The 14724-nt window shown below is 60.8% G+C and carries 11 protein-coding genes; 9 read left to right on the plus strand and 2 right to left on the minus strand.

Features of this window, described 5'->3' with window-relative positions; translation table 11 throughout:
- The first annotated feature begins 200 nt into the window (after positions 1–200).
- From ACXX81_RS07365 to ACXX81_RS07380, 4 genes are read left to right on the plus strand one after another with little or no spacing between them, the layout of a single operon-like run.
- Positions 201–674 (plus strand): MarR family winged helix-turn-helix transcriptional regulator, encoded by a 474-nt coding sequence (locus tag ACXX81_RS07365; RefSeq protein ID WP_458571421.1) that lies wholly within the window; start codon positions 201–203, stop codon positions 672–674.
- Complete coding sequence (locus tag ACXX81_RS07370; protein WP_458571422.1) at positions 671–2122, plus strand: efflux transporter outer membrane subunit; 1452 nt, start codon at positions 671–673, stop codon at positions 2120–2122. The genes ACXX81_RS07365 and ACXX81_RS07370 overlap by 4 nt, the downstream gene beginning before the upstream one ends.
- 15 nt (positions 2123–2137) lie before the next feature.
- Positions 2138–3340, plus strand: a complete 1203-nt coding sequence (locus tag ACXX81_RS07375; RefSeq protein ID WP_209982931.1) for an HlyD family secretion protein — start codon at positions 2138–2140, stop codon at positions 3338–3340.
- Positions 3340–4869 carry a DHA2 family efflux MFS transporter permease subunit gene (locus tag ACXX81_RS07380; RefSeq protein WP_231422823.1) on the plus strand — a complete coding sequence of 510 codons (1530 nt, stop codon included), beginning with the start codon at positions 3340–3342 and terminating at the stop codon, positions 4867–4869. The genes ACXX81_RS07375 and ACXX81_RS07380 overlap by 1 nt, the downstream gene beginning before the upstream one ends.
- A 133-nt stretch (positions 4870–5002) precedes the next feature.
- Here the strand turns inward: ACXX81_RS07380 and lpxH are convergent, their stop codons facing one another.
- Together lpxH and ACXX81_RS07390 are read right to left on the minus strand one after the other, a co-directional pair.
- Positions 5003–5752 (minus strand): UDP-2,3-diacylglucosamine diphosphatase, encoded by a 750-nt coding sequence (gene lpxH, locus ACXX81_RS07385; RefSeq protein ID WP_209982927.1) that lies wholly within the window; start codon positions 5750–5752, stop codon positions 5003–5005.
- Complete coding sequence (locus ACXX81_RS07390) at positions 5749–6252, minus strand: peptidylprolyl isomerase (RefSeq protein ID WP_209982926.1); 504 nt, start codon at positions 6250–6252, stop codon at positions 5749–5751. Before ACXX81_RS07390 ends, lpxH begins: the two co-directional genes overlap by 4 nt.
- 260 nt (positions 6253–6512) lie before the next feature.
- On the opposite strand from ACXX81_RS07390, the gene ACXX81_RS07395 reads away from it, so the two are divergent.
- The 5 genes from ACXX81_RS07395 (at position 6513) to ACXX81_RS07415 (ending at position 14721) form a co-directional block, all read left to right on the plus strand.
- Positions 6513–8213: a glutamine--tRNA ligase/YqeY domain fusion protein gene (locus ACXX81_RS07395; RefSeq protein WP_209982924.1), complete on the plus strand. Its 1701-nt coding sequence runs from the start codon at positions 6513–6515 to the stop codon at positions 8211–8213.
- 19 nt (positions 8214–8232) lie between these two features.
- Positions 8233–9621 (plus strand): cysteine--tRNA ligase, encoded by a 1389-nt coding sequence (gene cysS, locus ACXX81_RS07400; RefSeq protein WP_458571423.1) that lies wholly within the window; start codon positions 8233–8235, stop codon positions 9619–9621.
- Between the two features lie 338 nt (positions 9622–9959).
- A complete protein-coding gene (locus tag ACXX81_RS07405) occupies positions 9960–10613 on the plus strand; it encodes a hypothetical protein (protein ID WP_209982919.1) in 654 nt (217 codons plus the stop codon).
- A gap of 38 nt (positions 10614–10651) precedes the next feature.
- Entirely contained in the window at positions 10652–11077 is a 426-nt protein-coding gene (locus tag ACXX81_RS07410; RefSeq protein ID WP_458571424.1) for a hypothetical protein, read from the plus strand.
- 284 nt (positions 11078–11361) lie between these two features.
- Positions 11362–14721, plus strand: coding sequence for a hypothetical protein (locus ACXX81_RS07415; RefSeq protein WP_458571425.1), 3360 nt, complete (start codon positions 11362–11364; stop codon positions 14719–14721).
- Positions 14722–14724: the final 3 nt, after the last annotated feature.

Raw genomic sequence — 14724 nt, forward strand, 5'->3', positions numbered from 1 at the left:
CCCGATAGCGGTGTATCAGTCAGCTTATCTGCGGCTGACACACCGCCATCGGACGCAAACCCCCTTTTTATGGTTGATGGCATTTCAGCCATATCTCAGCTAGATACCAAGCAAGCTAATAATTCCATTTGACATTCGCTGCCTAAGCAGTAACATCTCGTCACACATTCGCTGCCTAGGCAGTAATAAGGTGACTTCCGATGACCCATTTCACCCCTGACAGCTTTCGCCACTGTCATCTCGGCTTGTTGCTGGGACGGGCGGCGTTGCTCAAGGACCGCATCATCGACACCCATATGGAACCCCACGGCGTCACTGCCGCGCAGTTCAAGGTGTTGATCATCATTGCCCAGTTCGACGTCGACACCCCGGCCGAGCTGTGTCGCAACCTGTCGCTGGACAGCGGCTCGATGACCCGCATGCTCGACCGCCTCGAACAAAAGGGCCTGCTGGTGCGCCAGCGTTCCGAGCAGGACCGGCGCCAGGTGCGGCTGGTGCTCACCGAAGAAGGCCAGCGCCTGGCGGACATGCTGCCGCACATCGGCGCGCAGTCGATGAACGAGTTGGCCGGCGCCCTGGAGCCCGGCGAGCTGCAGACCCTGGAAAGAATCCTCAAGAAAATCCTCGTTGCAGCGGGTGACGCCATCGTCATCCAGCGGGTAGGTACAGAATGAACACACGTGCGTTATGCCTGGTGCTGGTGGCCATGAGCATGGCCGGTTGCGCCAACTACAGCGGCCTCGACACCCAGGGTCGGCGCCTCGACGCCAACACCCTGCAAACCGGCAAGTCCCTCGCTGGGGTGACGCTCTCGAGTGCGGCCTGGCCGGCGGCCGACTGGTGGAAGAGCCTCGGCGACCCGCAGCTGGACGGCCTGATCCAGGAAGCCCTGCGCAACAGCCCGGACATGCAAGTGGCCAGCGCCCGCGCCCATCAGGCCGAAGCGGCCGCCTATGCGGCCAACGCTGCGCGCCTGCCCACCGTAGATGCCAACGCCGGTGTGAGCCGTTCGCGGCTGGCCCGGGACCAGGACCCGCGCGGCGAGGGCGATGCCTATTCGACCGTGCGCAACATCGGCGCGAGCTTCAATTACACCTTCGACCTGTGGGGTGGCCAGCGTGCCGCCTGGGAAGCCGCGTTGGGGCAGGCCCGAGCCGCCGAAGTCGACCAGCAGGCCGCGCGTCTGACCCTCGCCGCCAACGTCGCCAAGGCCTACAGCGACCTGGGCCAGGCGCATATCGTGCGTGACCTGGCCAATGACGACCTCAAGCGCACCCGCCAGATGCTCGACCTGAGTCAGCGCCGCCTGAACTCCGGGATCGACAGCCAGTACCAGTACCAGCAAACCGAAAGCCTGGAAGCCAGTAGCCAGTCGCAACTGATCGATGCGGAAAAACAGCTGCAGAGCGCCAGAATCGCCCTCGCGGTGTTACTCGGCAAAGGTCCGGATCGTGGCAATGAACTGGCCCGTCCCGCAGTGCTGCAACCCGCCGCCGTGGCGGTGCCTTCGGTACTGCCTGCCGAGCTGCTGGGTCGTCGCCCCGACCTGATCGCCGCGCGCTGGCGCGTCGAAGCTGCGAGCAAGGACATTGCCGCCAGCAAGACGCGCTTCTACCCCAACCTCAACCTGAGCGCGAGCGCCGGGGCCGAGTCGTTGCTGGGTGATGCGATGTTCGGTTCGGCCAGCCGCTTCTTCAACATTGCGCCGACGATCTCGCTGCCGATCTTCGACGGCGGCCGCCTGCGCGCCGACCTCGATGCGCGCGACGCCGATTACGACCTGGCCGTGGCTCAGTACAACAAAACCCTGGTGCAGGCCCTGGGCGATATCGGCAGCACGCTCGCGCAACTGCGTGACACCGCGCGGCAGATCCAGGCCCAGCAACACGCGGCGGACATCGCCCGGCAGTCCTACGACACCGGGCTGCAACGTTACAGCTCAGGCATCGGGAATTACCTGGATGTGCTGAGCATCGAGCAGCAACTGCTCCAGGCCCAACGCCAACTGGCCAGCCTGAAGGCTGCGCAGATCGATCTGTCGATTCAATTGATGCAGGCCCTGGGTGGCGGCTACAGCGCCGCAGACGTTGCGTCGACCACCCCCGCTGCACGCACGGAATAATGTGAGGTATTTGTCATGGCCACTGCCGAAAACAGCAACGCAACAGAGCAACCCAAAACCGACAGCAACCCGCGCAAACGCAGGATCATGCTGGTCGGCCTGGCGCTGATCGTCATCCTCGGCGCCCTGGGCGTGTGGGGCTGGTATGAGTTTTACGGGCGCTTCAATGAAAGCACCGACGACGCCTATGTGAACGGCAACGTGGTGGAAATCACCCCGCTGGTCACCGGCACCGTGGTCAGCATCGGCGCCGACGATGGCGACCTCGTCCACGAAGGCCAGGTGCTGATCAACTTCGACCCCAACGACGCCGCCGTCGGTTTGCAAAGTGCCCAGGCCAACCTGGCCCGCACCGTGCGCCAGGTGCGCGGCTTGTACAGCAATGTCGATGGCATGAAAGCCCAGGTCAACGCGCAGAAGGCCGACGTGCAAACCGCCCAGGACAACTACAACCGTCGCAAGACCCTGGCCCAGGGTGGGGCGATTTCCCAGGAAGAGCTGTCCCACGCCCGTGACAGCCTGACCGCCGCGAAAAATGCCCTGACCAACCTCGAGCAACAGCTCAAGACCAGCAATGCCCTGGTGGACGACACGGTGATTTCCTCCCACCCGGATGTGCAGACCGCCGCTGCGCAACTGCGCCAGGCCTACCTGAGCAATGCGCGCAGCACCTTGATCGCGCCGGTCACCGGCTATGTGGCCAAGCGCACCGTGCAACTGGGCCAGCGCGTGCAGCCCGGCACCGCGTTGATGGCGGTGATCCCGCTGAACCAGCTGTGGATCGATGCCAACTTCAAGGAAACCCAGCTGCGCGACATGCGCATTGGCCAGCCAGTGGACATCGAGTCGGATATCTATGGCAGCGACGTCAAATACAGCGGCACCGTCGACAGCCTCGGCGCCGGCACTGGCAGCGCGTTCGCCCTGCTACCGGCGCAGAACGCCACCGGCAACTGGATCAAGATCGTGCAACGGGTGCCGGTGCGCATCCATATCAACGCCGAAGAGCTGGCCCAGCATCCGCTGCGTGTGGGCTTGAGCACCGTGGTCAATGTCGACCTGCACGACAAGAGCGGTCCGGTGCTGGCGCAGCAGGCGCCGCAAAAGGCGACGTTCACCACCAATGTGTATGACCGCCAATTGGCCGAAGCCGATGCCATGATCAGTCAGTTGATCCATGACAACAGCGTCGCCGCTCCCAAGGCAGCGCAACGCTGATGAGCAATAACGCCTCCTTCACGCCGCCCAGCCTGCTGATGGCCACCATTGGCCTGTCGCTGGCGACCTTCATGCAGGTGCTCGACACCACCATCGCCAACGTGGCACTGCCGACCATCTCCGGCAACCTTGGCGTGAGTTCGGAGCAGGGCACCTGGGTGATCACCTCGTTTGCGGTGAGCAATGCGATTGCCTTGCCGCTCACCGGCTGGTTGAGCCGGCGCTTTGGCGAGGTGAAGCTGTTTTTGTGGGCGACCATGCTGTTTGTGCTGGCCTCGTTTATGTGTGGCATTTCCACCTCGATGCCCGAGTTGATCGCGTTTCGTGTGGTGCAGGGGCTGGTCGCGGGGCCGTTGTACCCGATGACCCAGACCTTGCTGATTGCGGTTTATCCACCCGCCAGGCGGGGCATGGCCCTCGCGTTACTGGCGATGGTGACGGTGGTGGCGCCGATTGCCGGGCCCATCCTTGGCGGCTGGATCACCGACAGCTACAGCTGGCCGTGGATCTTCTTTATCAACGTGCCCATTGGCGTCTTTGCGGTGATGGTGGTGCGTTCCCAGTTGAAGAAACGTCCAGTGGAAACCAGTTACCAGCCGATGGATTACATCGGTCTGCTGAGTTTGATCGTCGGGGTCGGCGCCTTGCAGGTCATCCTCGACAAGGGCAATAACCTGGACTGGTTCGAATCGGACTTCATCATCATCGGCTCGGTGATCTCGGCGGTTGCCCTGGCGTTTTTCGTGATCTGGGAAATGACCGACAAGCACCCGGTGGTCAACCTGCGGCTGTTTGCCTACCGCAACTTTCGGATCGGCACCATCGTGTTGATCGGGGGCTATGCTGCCTTCTTCGGCATCAACCTGATCCTGCCGCAGTGGCTGCAGACCCAGATGGGCTACACCGCCACCTGGGCGGGTCTGGCGGTGGCACCGATTGGCATTCTGCCGGTGCTGATGTCGCCGTTCGTGGGCAAGTACGCGAACAAGTTCGACCTGCGTCTGCTGGCGGCGCTGTCGTTCCTGGCCATGGGGTTGAGCTGTTTCATGCGTGCGGGCTTCACCAGTGAGGTGGACTTCACGCATATCGCGCTGGTGCAGTTGTTCATGGGTATTGGCGTGGCGCTGTTCTTCATGCCGACCCTGACCATCCTGATGTCCGACCTGCCACCGAGTCAGATTGCCGACGGCGCGGGGCTTGCGACCTTCCTGCGCACCCTGGGCGGCAGCTTTGCGGCCTCGCTCACCACCTGGATCTGGATTCGCCGAGCGGACCAGCACCATGCCTACATGAGCGAGAACATCAACACCTACGACCCGGCCACCCGCGATGCGCTGCAGGCGCTTGGCGGGGCAGGGCAGAAAGCCTATGCGCAACTCGACCAGGTCGTCACCAGCCAGGCGTACATGATGTCCACCGTGGATTACTTCACGCTGATGGGCTGGCTGTTCGTGGCGTTGATGTTGCTGGTGTGGCTGGCCAAGCCGCCATTCGGCGCCAAGGCCGGGCCGCAGGCTTCCGGGCACTGATCTGAGCCTGTACCGGGTCAAAAAGTGGGAGGGGGCTTGCTCCCGATGGCGGTGGGTCAGCTAAAGAATGGCTGACTGATCCACCGCCATCGGGAGCAAGCCCCCTCCCACATTTGATTGTTGTGTTCTTGCGTCAAGCGCCTGGCAGGGCCAGCTGTGGGTTCACAAAATCAAACGTCGCCAGAGCAAACCCTTGCTCATCCACCTGCAACGCCCAGCCCTGCCTGTCCCAATCCCCCAGCACAATGCGCCTGGCCGCCTGGTCGCCAATCTGCAGCTTATGGATGGCCGGGCGGTGCGTGTGGCCGTGGACCAGGGTGCGCACGCCAAATTGCTGCATCACCTGCGGTACTTCGTCGGGGGTGACATCGACAATGTCGTTGGCCTTCATCCGCGTTTGCGCGCGGCTTTCGCTGCGCAGCTTTCGCGCTAGCTTGTGGCGTGTGCCCAGAGGCAGGTGGCGCAGGATAAACAGCACAATCGGGTTACGCAGGATGCGCCGCAGCTTCATATAGCCGAGGTCGCGGGTGCAGAGGCTGTCGCCGTGCATCAGCAGCACGGGTTCGCCGTACAATTGCACGACACTCGGGTCCTTGAGCAAGCTGGCGCCTGCGGCTTTGCAGAACGCCTTGCCGATCAGGAAATCGCGGTTGCCGTGCATGATAAAAATCGCGGTGCCGCTGTCGCTCAGTTCGCGCAGCGCGTCACAGATGGAACGCTGGAACGCGGTCATCCCATCGTCGCCAATCCAGGCTTCGAAGAAGTCCCCCAGAATGTACAACGCCTGGGCACCACGGGCGCGGCCGTGGAGCAGATCCAGAAACGCCCGGGTAATGTCCGGGCGATCCTCTTCCAGATGCAAATCTGAAATCAGCAATATCACCCAACGATCTCGGCTTTCTCGACGATGACGTCTTCTACCGGAACGTCCTGGTGACCGGCTTTACCGGTGGTCTGCACGCTTTTGATCTTGTCAACGACGTCCTGGCCTTCGATGACTTTACCGAATACCGCGTAGCCCCAACCCTGCACGTTCTTGCCGCTGTGGTTGAGGAAGGCGTTGTCGGCGACGTTGATGAAGAACTGCGCGGAGGCCGAATGCGGCTCCATGGTACGGGCCATGGCGACGGTGTACTTGTCGTTGGAAAGGCCGTTGTCCGCTTCGTTCTGGATGCTTGGACGCTTGTCTTTCTTCTCTTTCATGCCCGGCTCGAAACCGCCGCCCTGGACCATGAAGTTGCCGATGACGCGGTGGAAAACCGTGTTTTCGTAGTGGCCGGCCTTTACGTACTCGATGAAGTTGGCGACGGTGATCGGCGCTTTCTCGGCGTTCAGCTCGATGACGATGTCACCGTGGTTGGTGGTCAGTTTGACTTGAGTCATGTTCACTACTCTTTTCAGGGAATTCGTGGGTTTGGGCGTTTGAACGCTTTACCTGTCTGGCCAAACGGCGGCCAGGGCGCGCAGTTTAGCGTGCCTTGCACGAATTTTGAGGTGGTTTTTTACCGCGTCTGTCATTAAAGCAGCAATTAAAGCAGCAGTTTTCGGCCGTGCCCTGTCAGGTGGTTGACCGCTTCGGCTATGATAAGCCCTTTGTTTTATCTGGCCTCACCCGGCCACGAACCTGTCTGTTCAAGGATCCTATGAGCAAGCCCACTGTCGACCCTACCTCGAATTCCAAGGCCGGACCTGCCGTCCCGGTCAATTTCCTGCGTCCGATCATCCAGGCGGACCTCGATTCGGGCAAGCACACGCAGATCGTCACCCGCTTCCCGCCAGAGCCCAACGGCTACCTGCACATCGGTCACGCCAAGTCGATCTGCGTGAACTTCGGCCTGGCCCAGGAATTCGGCGGTGTCACGCACCTGCGTTTCGACGACACCAACCCGGCCAAGGAAGACCAGGAATACATCGACGCCATCGAAAGCGACATCAAGTGGCTGGGCTTCGAATGGTCCGGTGAAGTGCGCTATGCGTCCAAGTATTTCGACCAGTTGTTCGACTGGGCCGTCGAGCTGATCAAAGCCGGCAAGGCCTATGTAGACGACCTGAGCCCGGAACAGGCCAGGGAATACCGTGGCACCCTGACCGAGCCGGGCAAGAACAGCCCGTTCCGCGACCGTTCGGTAGAAGAGAACCTCGACTGGTTCAACCGCATGCGCGCCGGCGAGTTCCCGGACGGCGCCCGCGTGCTGCGCGCGAAGATCGACATGGCCTCGCCGAACATGAACCTGCGCGACCCGATCATGTACCGCATCCGCCACGCCCATCACCACCAGACCGGCGATACGTGGTGCATCTACCCCAACTATGACTTCACCCATGGCCAGTCCGACGCCATCGAAGGCATCACTCACTCCATCTGCACCCTGGAGTTCGAAAGCCATCGCCCGCTGTACGAATGGTTCCTGAGCAATCTGCCGGTACCTGCGCAACCGCGTCAGTACGAGTTCAGCCGCCTGAACCTGAACTACACCATCACCAGCAAGCGCAAGCTCAAGCAATTGGTGGATGAAAAGCACGTGCACGGTTGGGATGACCCGCGCATGTCCACGCTGTCGGGCTTCCGCCGTCGCGGTTACACCCCGGCGTCGATCCGCAATTTCTGCGAGATGGTCGGTACCAACCGTTCCGACGGTGTGGTCGACTTCGGCATGCTCGAGTTCAGCATCCGCCAGGACCTCGACGCAAACGCGCCGCGCGCCATGTGCGTGCTGCGGCCGTTGAAAGTCGTGATCACCAACTACCCTGAAGGCCAGGTCGAAAACCTCGAGCTGCCGCGTCACCCGCAAAAAGAAGAGCTGGGCGTGCGCAAGCTGCCGTTCGCGCGGGAAATCTACATCGACCGTGACGACTTCATGGAAGAACCACCAAAAGGCTACAAGCGCCTGGAGCCGAACGGCGAAGTGCGCCTGCGCGGCAGCTACGTGATCCGCGCCGACGAGGCAATCAAGGACGCCGATGGCAACATCGTCGAACTGCGCTGCTCGTACGACCCGGACACCCTCGGCAAGAACCCTGAAGGCCGCAAGGTCAAAGGCGTGGTGCACTGGGTGCCGGCTGCGGCCAGCATCGAGTGCGAAGTGCGTTTGTACGATCGCCTGTTCCGTTCGCCAAACCCCGAGAAGGCCGAAGACAGCGCCAGTTTCCTCGACAACATCAACCCTGACTCCCTGCAAGTGCTCACCGGTTGTCGTGCCGAACCCTCTTTGGGCGACGCACAGCCGGAAGACCGTTTCCAGTTCGAGCGCGAAGGTTACTTCTGCGCGGATATCAAGGACTCGAAACCTGGTCGGCCGGTATTCAACCGTACCGTGACCTTGCGTGATTCGTGGGGCCAGTGATTCTGTTTAAGGAACTGTCGTGCTAACGATCTACAACACACTCAGCAAGACCAAAGAAGTCTTCAAGCCGCTGGATGGCAACAAGGTGCGCATGTACGTGTGCGGCATGACCGTGTACGACTACTGCCACATCGGCCACGGCCGCAGCATGGTTGCCTTCGACCTGGTGACCCGCTGGTTGCGGTTCAGCGGCTATGACTTGACCTATGTGCGCAACATCACCGACATCGACGACAAGATCATCAACCGCGCCAATGAAAACGGCGAGTCGTTCGACGCACTGACCGCGCGCATGATCGCCGCGATGCACGAGGACGAGGCGCGCCTCAACATCCTCAAGCCGGACATGGAGCCGCGTGCCACCGATCACATCGCCGGCATGCACGCAATGATCCAGACCCTGATAGACAAGGGTTACGCCTACGCTCCGGGCAATGGCGACGTGTACTACCGCGTGGCCAAGTTCATGGGCTACGGCAAGTTGTCGCGCAAAAAAATTGAAGACCTGCGTATCGGCGCGCGCATCGAAGTCGACGAAGCCAAGCAGGACCCCCTCGACTTCGTGCTGTGGAAAGCCACCAAGCCCGGCGAGCCGAGCTGGGAATCGCCGTGGGGCGCCGGGCGTCCGGGCTGGCACATCGAATGCTCGGTGATGTCGACCTGCTGCCTGGGCGAAACCTTCGACATTCATGGCGGTGGCAGCGACCTGGAGTTTCCGCACCACGAAAACGAAATCGCCCAGAGCGAAGCCGCCACCGGCAAAACCTACGCCAATGCCTGGATGCACTGCGGCATGATCCGCATCAATGGCGAGAAGATGTCCAAGTCCTTGAACAACTTCTTCACCATTCGCGACGTGCTGGAAAAGTACCACCCGGAAGTGGTGCGTTACCTGCTGGTGTCCAGCCATTACCGCAGCGCCATCAACTATTCGGAAGACAACCTCAAGGACGCCAAGGGCGCCCTGGAGCGTTTCTACCACGCGTTGAAAGGCTTGCCCGCCGTGGCCCCGGCCGGCGGCGAAGCGTTCGTCGCGCGGTTTACTGAAGTGATGAACGACGACTTCGGTACGCCGGAAGCCTGCGCGGTGCTGTTTGAGATGGTGCGTGAGATCAACCGCCTGCGTGAGACGGATCTTGACGCAGCGGCGGGCCTGGCGGCGCGCTTGAAAGAGCTGGCCAGTGTGCTGGGCGTGCTGCAGATGGAAGCCGACGACTTCCTGCAAGCCGGCGCCGAAGGGCGCGTGGATGCCGCTGAAGTGGATGCGCTGATCCAGGCGCGTCTGGCTGCCAGGGCTGGCAAAGACTGGGCGGAATCCGACCGTATCCGTGACCAACTGACCGCGATGGGTGTGGTGTTGGAAGACGGGAAGGGCGGGACGACGTGGCGGTTGGCAGATCAGGTTTGATCGGTAAACGCTGAACAAAAAAATGCCCCGACTGGTTCGGGGCTTTTTTTGTCGTGCAAATAGCCGATGGAACCTCCGGCTTGCGTCATGCCACTGAGCGATTGGGCCGTTCGGCCTTTCAATCAGCCAGTGGAGAAAAACCGAACATGTGGAATCCGGGAGTGATGGGATCGGTAGATGGGCGTGCGCGTTATTCGCCCATTCAGTCGCACCTGCAGGCGAGGCCTGCCGCGCACGAGGCCGACGTTGCTGCGGTCAGGTAATGGGTCAATGAGTGGCTTCGTGCTACGCCGGGGGCCCGGACGCAGTGGGCGCCAGGCCTGGTAGACAGGTTAAAGGTGATTCGGGATAAAACCGATGATGGCGGCTTCAAGAACAATCTCAACCAACTGATTCATACCGTGGAGGCCTACGGGCAGTCACGGATGGCTCGTCAGCCGACGACGCAGCCGGCCCCGCATGCAGACGTTTTGCGACGGCCCGAGCCGAGGTCCGTAGCCGTTCAACGACCTGCGTACCACAGACCTTCACTGCATAACCCGCAGCGCTTTTATCAGCAGGCTCCCACTCAGTGGGTGAATCACCACGATGTCTACACGGCAAGGACTGATCCTGGCAGGAGGCCTGGCGTTGGCAATGAACCCGGCAATATCTGGAGTGGTTTCAAGCAGGGGTCCAACAAGGGCAATTGCACCACGGCTGCATCGATAAAGATCGCGATGATGAGGTTTGGTCAGAAGCCTACCGATATTTTCAAGCAGGTGATCGCTTCGGCTGATGGCTGGAACATCCAGATGCGCGATAACCGTTGGTATCACCTGTCCAAGTCTGAGCTGACGCAGGCAACGCGTAGATCTGAATTCAGTGGTGATAGTCCTTCGATGGTGGCAGACGCTAATTTCCTGTATGCCGTGAGTGCCAAACGGGCACAAATGGAGAACAAGCTGCCGGCGGTTACGTCGTCAGCGGAAGCAAAAAACCGTGCACCCTGACTCACCACTTCGACGTCATCACCTTTGATGTGAACTACGTGGACCCTGAAGGCCGCACGCACCTGGGGATCGGCGCAGGTGTTGCCGGCGACCCACGTATCGAACGCAAACCGTTCTGGTCGGTTCCGCATTTGCAGGCCGCGGACAGTCATGAGGTCAGGTTCAATAATCTCGTGGTGCCCGACGCCATGATGCACTTCAGCACAGCGCTGGATGATCAACTCGGTGATACCGAGCAAGGCATGGGCAGCCATGTGTTCGCCATCTGGTTTCAATTGCTGGCCAGCGCGTCCTATCTGGGGATGGCCTGCGCGTTGGCGTCTCGCGCATTGCTGTCGCGCAAAGGCTCGCCGGAGGATCGCGCGCTGTTACTCATTGATCTGCAGGTGGCTTCGCGGGTACTGGCCTTTCATCCGTCCTCCAGGACCGCCAGCAGCGCATTTTTGTGCGAGCAACTGAGCTAACCCCGGGGACGGTTGCATAGCCTGTCGCCGTATTGAATCAGTCGCGGACGCCAGGGTTTTTCGCGGGGGTTACCGGCGTTTTCCTATAGTGGGCGAGCAATTCTATTCCTACCTTGGCGTTAACAGTTCTCAGGACGAGGACGCTTTCACTAGCGCTTTGCCGAGGATTGAACATGCCTGCTTCCTTGACCGGGTACCCCACGCACCCAATTGCGTATCCATTCCCACCTGAAAGCCAACCGGATAGCCCAGCGCCTTCTACCCCGCTTGCTGACAGCCCGCTTATGCCTGCCGAGCATCAGCAAGCGGTACCTGGCTTACCGCGCCACCAGACACGCAGCGGGCCAGTATTGCCTGGGCTGCTGCGCAACCCCGCCGACTCAGTCGAGTTTGAACACGGCGCGTCACGGCGCCGCAAACGTGAGAGCGTGCAGGCGCCAGAAAAACCCAGGCGCCATACGCTAGGTGTGTTGGGGAACCCGCCATCTCATTCCGGCGATGCAGATAAAAACCTTCAGGCGCAGTTGATCTCAACGATGGGCAGCGTGACTGATTCGTCAGTGACGGTGCCTGCACGGTCTCTGATTTCTCAACCCTACGCCCTCTTCAAGCAGGTGGTGAATCAGCCCGAGGTATTGGCCTGGCTCAGGGGCAAGGGTTTCTCGCTGGACTCGGTGGTTATCGGCAGCAACAGCGTGTCGGGCTTTGTCACCCATAACGGCGTGGTCTCTCGTCAGACCTACAGCCTGCAGGACACGTCCGGCTGGTGGCAGGTGTCCGCGCGCGTGATGCGCGCGCTTGAGGCGTTGGACCCCACTCACCACGGTGTTCCTTATGTCACAGCAGATAGCCCGCACGTTTCGCGAAACGTGGCGAGTCTGTTCTACGGCGTCCAGCCCGCCGTTACCCAAGAGCAGGCGAGCACGCTTGTGAAACAGATGGAGGCGAACTGGCCCCCGTTGTCTGCGACAGAGACACGCAATCACCTTCTCAGGCTCGAATGGTCAACACGCGGAATCAACGCGCTCGACGATCAGGAAAACCTCGCAGACGCTCTGGAACGGGCGGCCAGCGGCATCGCTGACAGCGCGCCGATTTCGTTGGCGAATATCGGGTTCAGCCCAGTGTTGAGTGAACCCGTGCCAGGCGCGCCATGCACCGATGAGCGTTGTACGCTGCAAGAGGTCGCCAGGTCGATGAACCTGGATGAACTCGACACGGCAGGTGACGTTCGCGCCGCGGCCAACTGGCTGCGTACGCGCTTTGCGCCGCCCCCACAAGACAGCAATTACGCGCAGCTGCTGCCCAAGCAGTGGGCTGTTGGTACCTTGTCGGCGAATGACAAGCGCGCGCTGGCGGCGTTGGCGACCGATCAGAAGTATGGCGCCAATACGGTAGGGGCCCAGTTGGGGCGTCGACTCGTGACGCAGGTTATCCCGCAGGACACCGCCGCTAATGCAGACCGGATCTGGCACCAGTTGCTCAACACGCCGCTGGCGCAGGCGTGGGGCAGAGAGCTCGCCCAGCATTTGAACTGGACTCAACGAACGGATGACGATGCTGCCGGTGCCAGGCAGCGACGAGCGCTGGTGACCAGCGCCATCCTGCTCAGTGTCGATCCGCAGGCGCCCGCAAGCCCCGGCCACTCGGCGGGTTATCACTTCTACGCCCCGGCCAATATGGGTCGCGAGATGAGGGCGGTGCGCAAGGATTTCGAAAGGCACCTGGTGGAGGAAAAGGGCGTGAGCGTGCGCGCCGCGCCCTTGTTGGCGCACCTGTTCCTGGCGCATGCCGCACCGGAGTTCCTGGTAAAACCGAATCCGCCACACGCCGACAATACGCTTGAGCAACTTGGGTTGTCGGTGGATGCAATACGCATTGGCAGCCCTGCGTGGATGACCCTCAACCTGGGAACGGCCCTGGCGGAGGTGTGGGGAGGGGCAGGCGCCAGCCGTGGCATGAACCTCAATGAGCTGGGCGCGCTGACCATGTCGCAAGCCTTCCCGCCGGCGCAACAGGCCCTGGTCGAAGGGTTGGGCGCAAAAGTGGTGCTCGACGTCGGGGTCATGGCGGGCATCGTGCCTCAGCGCAGCGACGATCAATACACCGCTGAGGATTACCACAAGGCCCGCGACGGCATTGAACGTCGTGCTCAAATGCTCGAAAACGCCATCGAAACGCTCGGCGCATCGCCCCCTACCCGCACCGGTCTGGCGTTCAAGGCACTTAAACCGACGTTTCCGGAGTTGACGGACGACGAACTGCAAACCCTCACGTTGCGAAAGCCCGCCACCAAATTCGATCTTATAGGGAGTGGGGTCAATGCAAAAAAGCCCACGCTGGTGGAGGCTTATGCAACGGGGGATCTGCACAAGGGGCCGTTTGGCTTCACCCATCCGCTCATCACCCAGGCAGAGTTCGACAGGCGGATCGCATCACTCGAAAAAATTGCCGACCAGGTCCCCGGCGCAGTCGATGGGTATCTGGGCGACACCAAAGCTGCGATGCCTGCCCTAATGAAAATGACACTTGCGAACTTGCCGCTCGACATTCGACAGGCGTTGGAATGGGGAACCGTTGATATCTACAGACTGCGCCAGGAAACCGGTGAGACTCAGCCTCAAGACGCCGCCACAGGCAACAAGGTCGCCCGCAATCGAGGCTGGCACGGGTCGTTGTTGCGCGTCCGCTATCAGGATAAAACCCATTACTGTGAGTTCTTCCCGGCGTCCGGGAAAATCATTGATCGCACGGCAGATCTGGCCGGAAAAAACCTGAAACTGAATGAGGGCGTGATCGAAGAGGTGCGAGAGTACCTGGTGCGAAAACCTTCCAGGGTGCATCGGTATTTGCGTGGTACCCAGCAGCCGTTCGACTTCAACGCTTACCTCACTGGCGAGGCACCACGTCCCGGCGCATCGTCGAAAGTCATCATCTCGAGAGTGGGCGCATCGCTGGGTGGGTCGTCTGCGACCGGGCAGGGTGGCAGCCGCAATGAGTGGGTTCCCGACACCTTTGAGTCGGTCAAGACTCAGGCGATCGTCGACACCCTCCTTCAGGGTAACTACATCGGCAATTACAGCGGTCATCGCCAGGCACTGCTCGATTATGCGAATGCGGTGCTACCCAGCGAAGACAACGCAATGGGCTATGTGGATCGTTTGATGAGCAAGGAGAACGGGCGCGCGCTGGTGTCGATGATTTCGTTTGTCGGCGCGCTGGTCGACATCTACGAAGGGAGTGTCAGTCAAGGAGTGAAAGGGTTGCTGATTGATCTTGTGTCGCTCATCGGCACAGGCGGTTTACAGACGGTCTACAAGACGGGGAAGGCCATCAGACTGGCTTCACGCTTGAACAGACAGGCCTTCGTGGCTAACTCCCTTAAGGAAAGCAATGCGTTGCTTCGTGCGTTGTTCAATCCGACAGAGGGATTTCTGGGACTGTGGGATCAACCTGGCAAATTATCGAAGTTTTTGACGCGTACCCAACGAGGCCTTCCCGTGAAAGTGGGGATGGGGGTATATGTACCTGCGGATCTTTTTGAAAAGGCGCGCTTTTCCCAGGGCACGTTCCCCAGTGTGTCCGAGATGCTCGAGAAGGCAAACGCGGCACCGTTCGCATCGGTACCGAGCGTTGTCAATTAACAG

The sequence above is a fragment of the Pseudomonas sp. GNP013 genome, from assembly GCF_054343995.1.

Coding starts and splice junctions, on each gene's coding strand:
- ACXX81_RS07365 (WP_458571421.1), top strand. CDS start 201: ATGACCCATTTCACCCCTGACAGCTTTCGCCACTGTCATCTCGGCTTG.
- ACXX81_RS07370 (WP_458571422.1), top strand. CDS start 671: ATGAACACACGTGCGTTATGCCTGGTGCTGGTGGCCATGAGCATGGCC.
- ACXX81_RS07375 (WP_209982931.1), top strand. CDS start 2,138: ATGGCCACTGCCGAAAACAGCAACGCAACAGAGCAACCCAAAACCGAC.
- ACXX81_RS07380 (WP_231422823.1), top strand. CDS start 3,340: ATGAGCAATAACGCCTCCTTCACGCCGCCCAGCCTGCTGATGGCCACC.
- ACXX81_RS07390 (WP_209982926.1), bottom strand. CDS start 6,252: ATGACTCAAGTCAAACTGACCACCAACCACGGTGACATCGTCATCGAG.
- ACXX81_RS07395 (WP_209982924.1), top strand. CDS start 6,513: ATGAGCAAGCCCACTGTCGACCCTACCTCGAATTCCAAGGCCGGACCT.
- ACXX81_RS07415 (WP_458571425.1), top strand. CDS start 11,362: ATGCCTGCCGAGCATCAGCAAGCGGTACCTGGCTTACCGCGCCACCAG.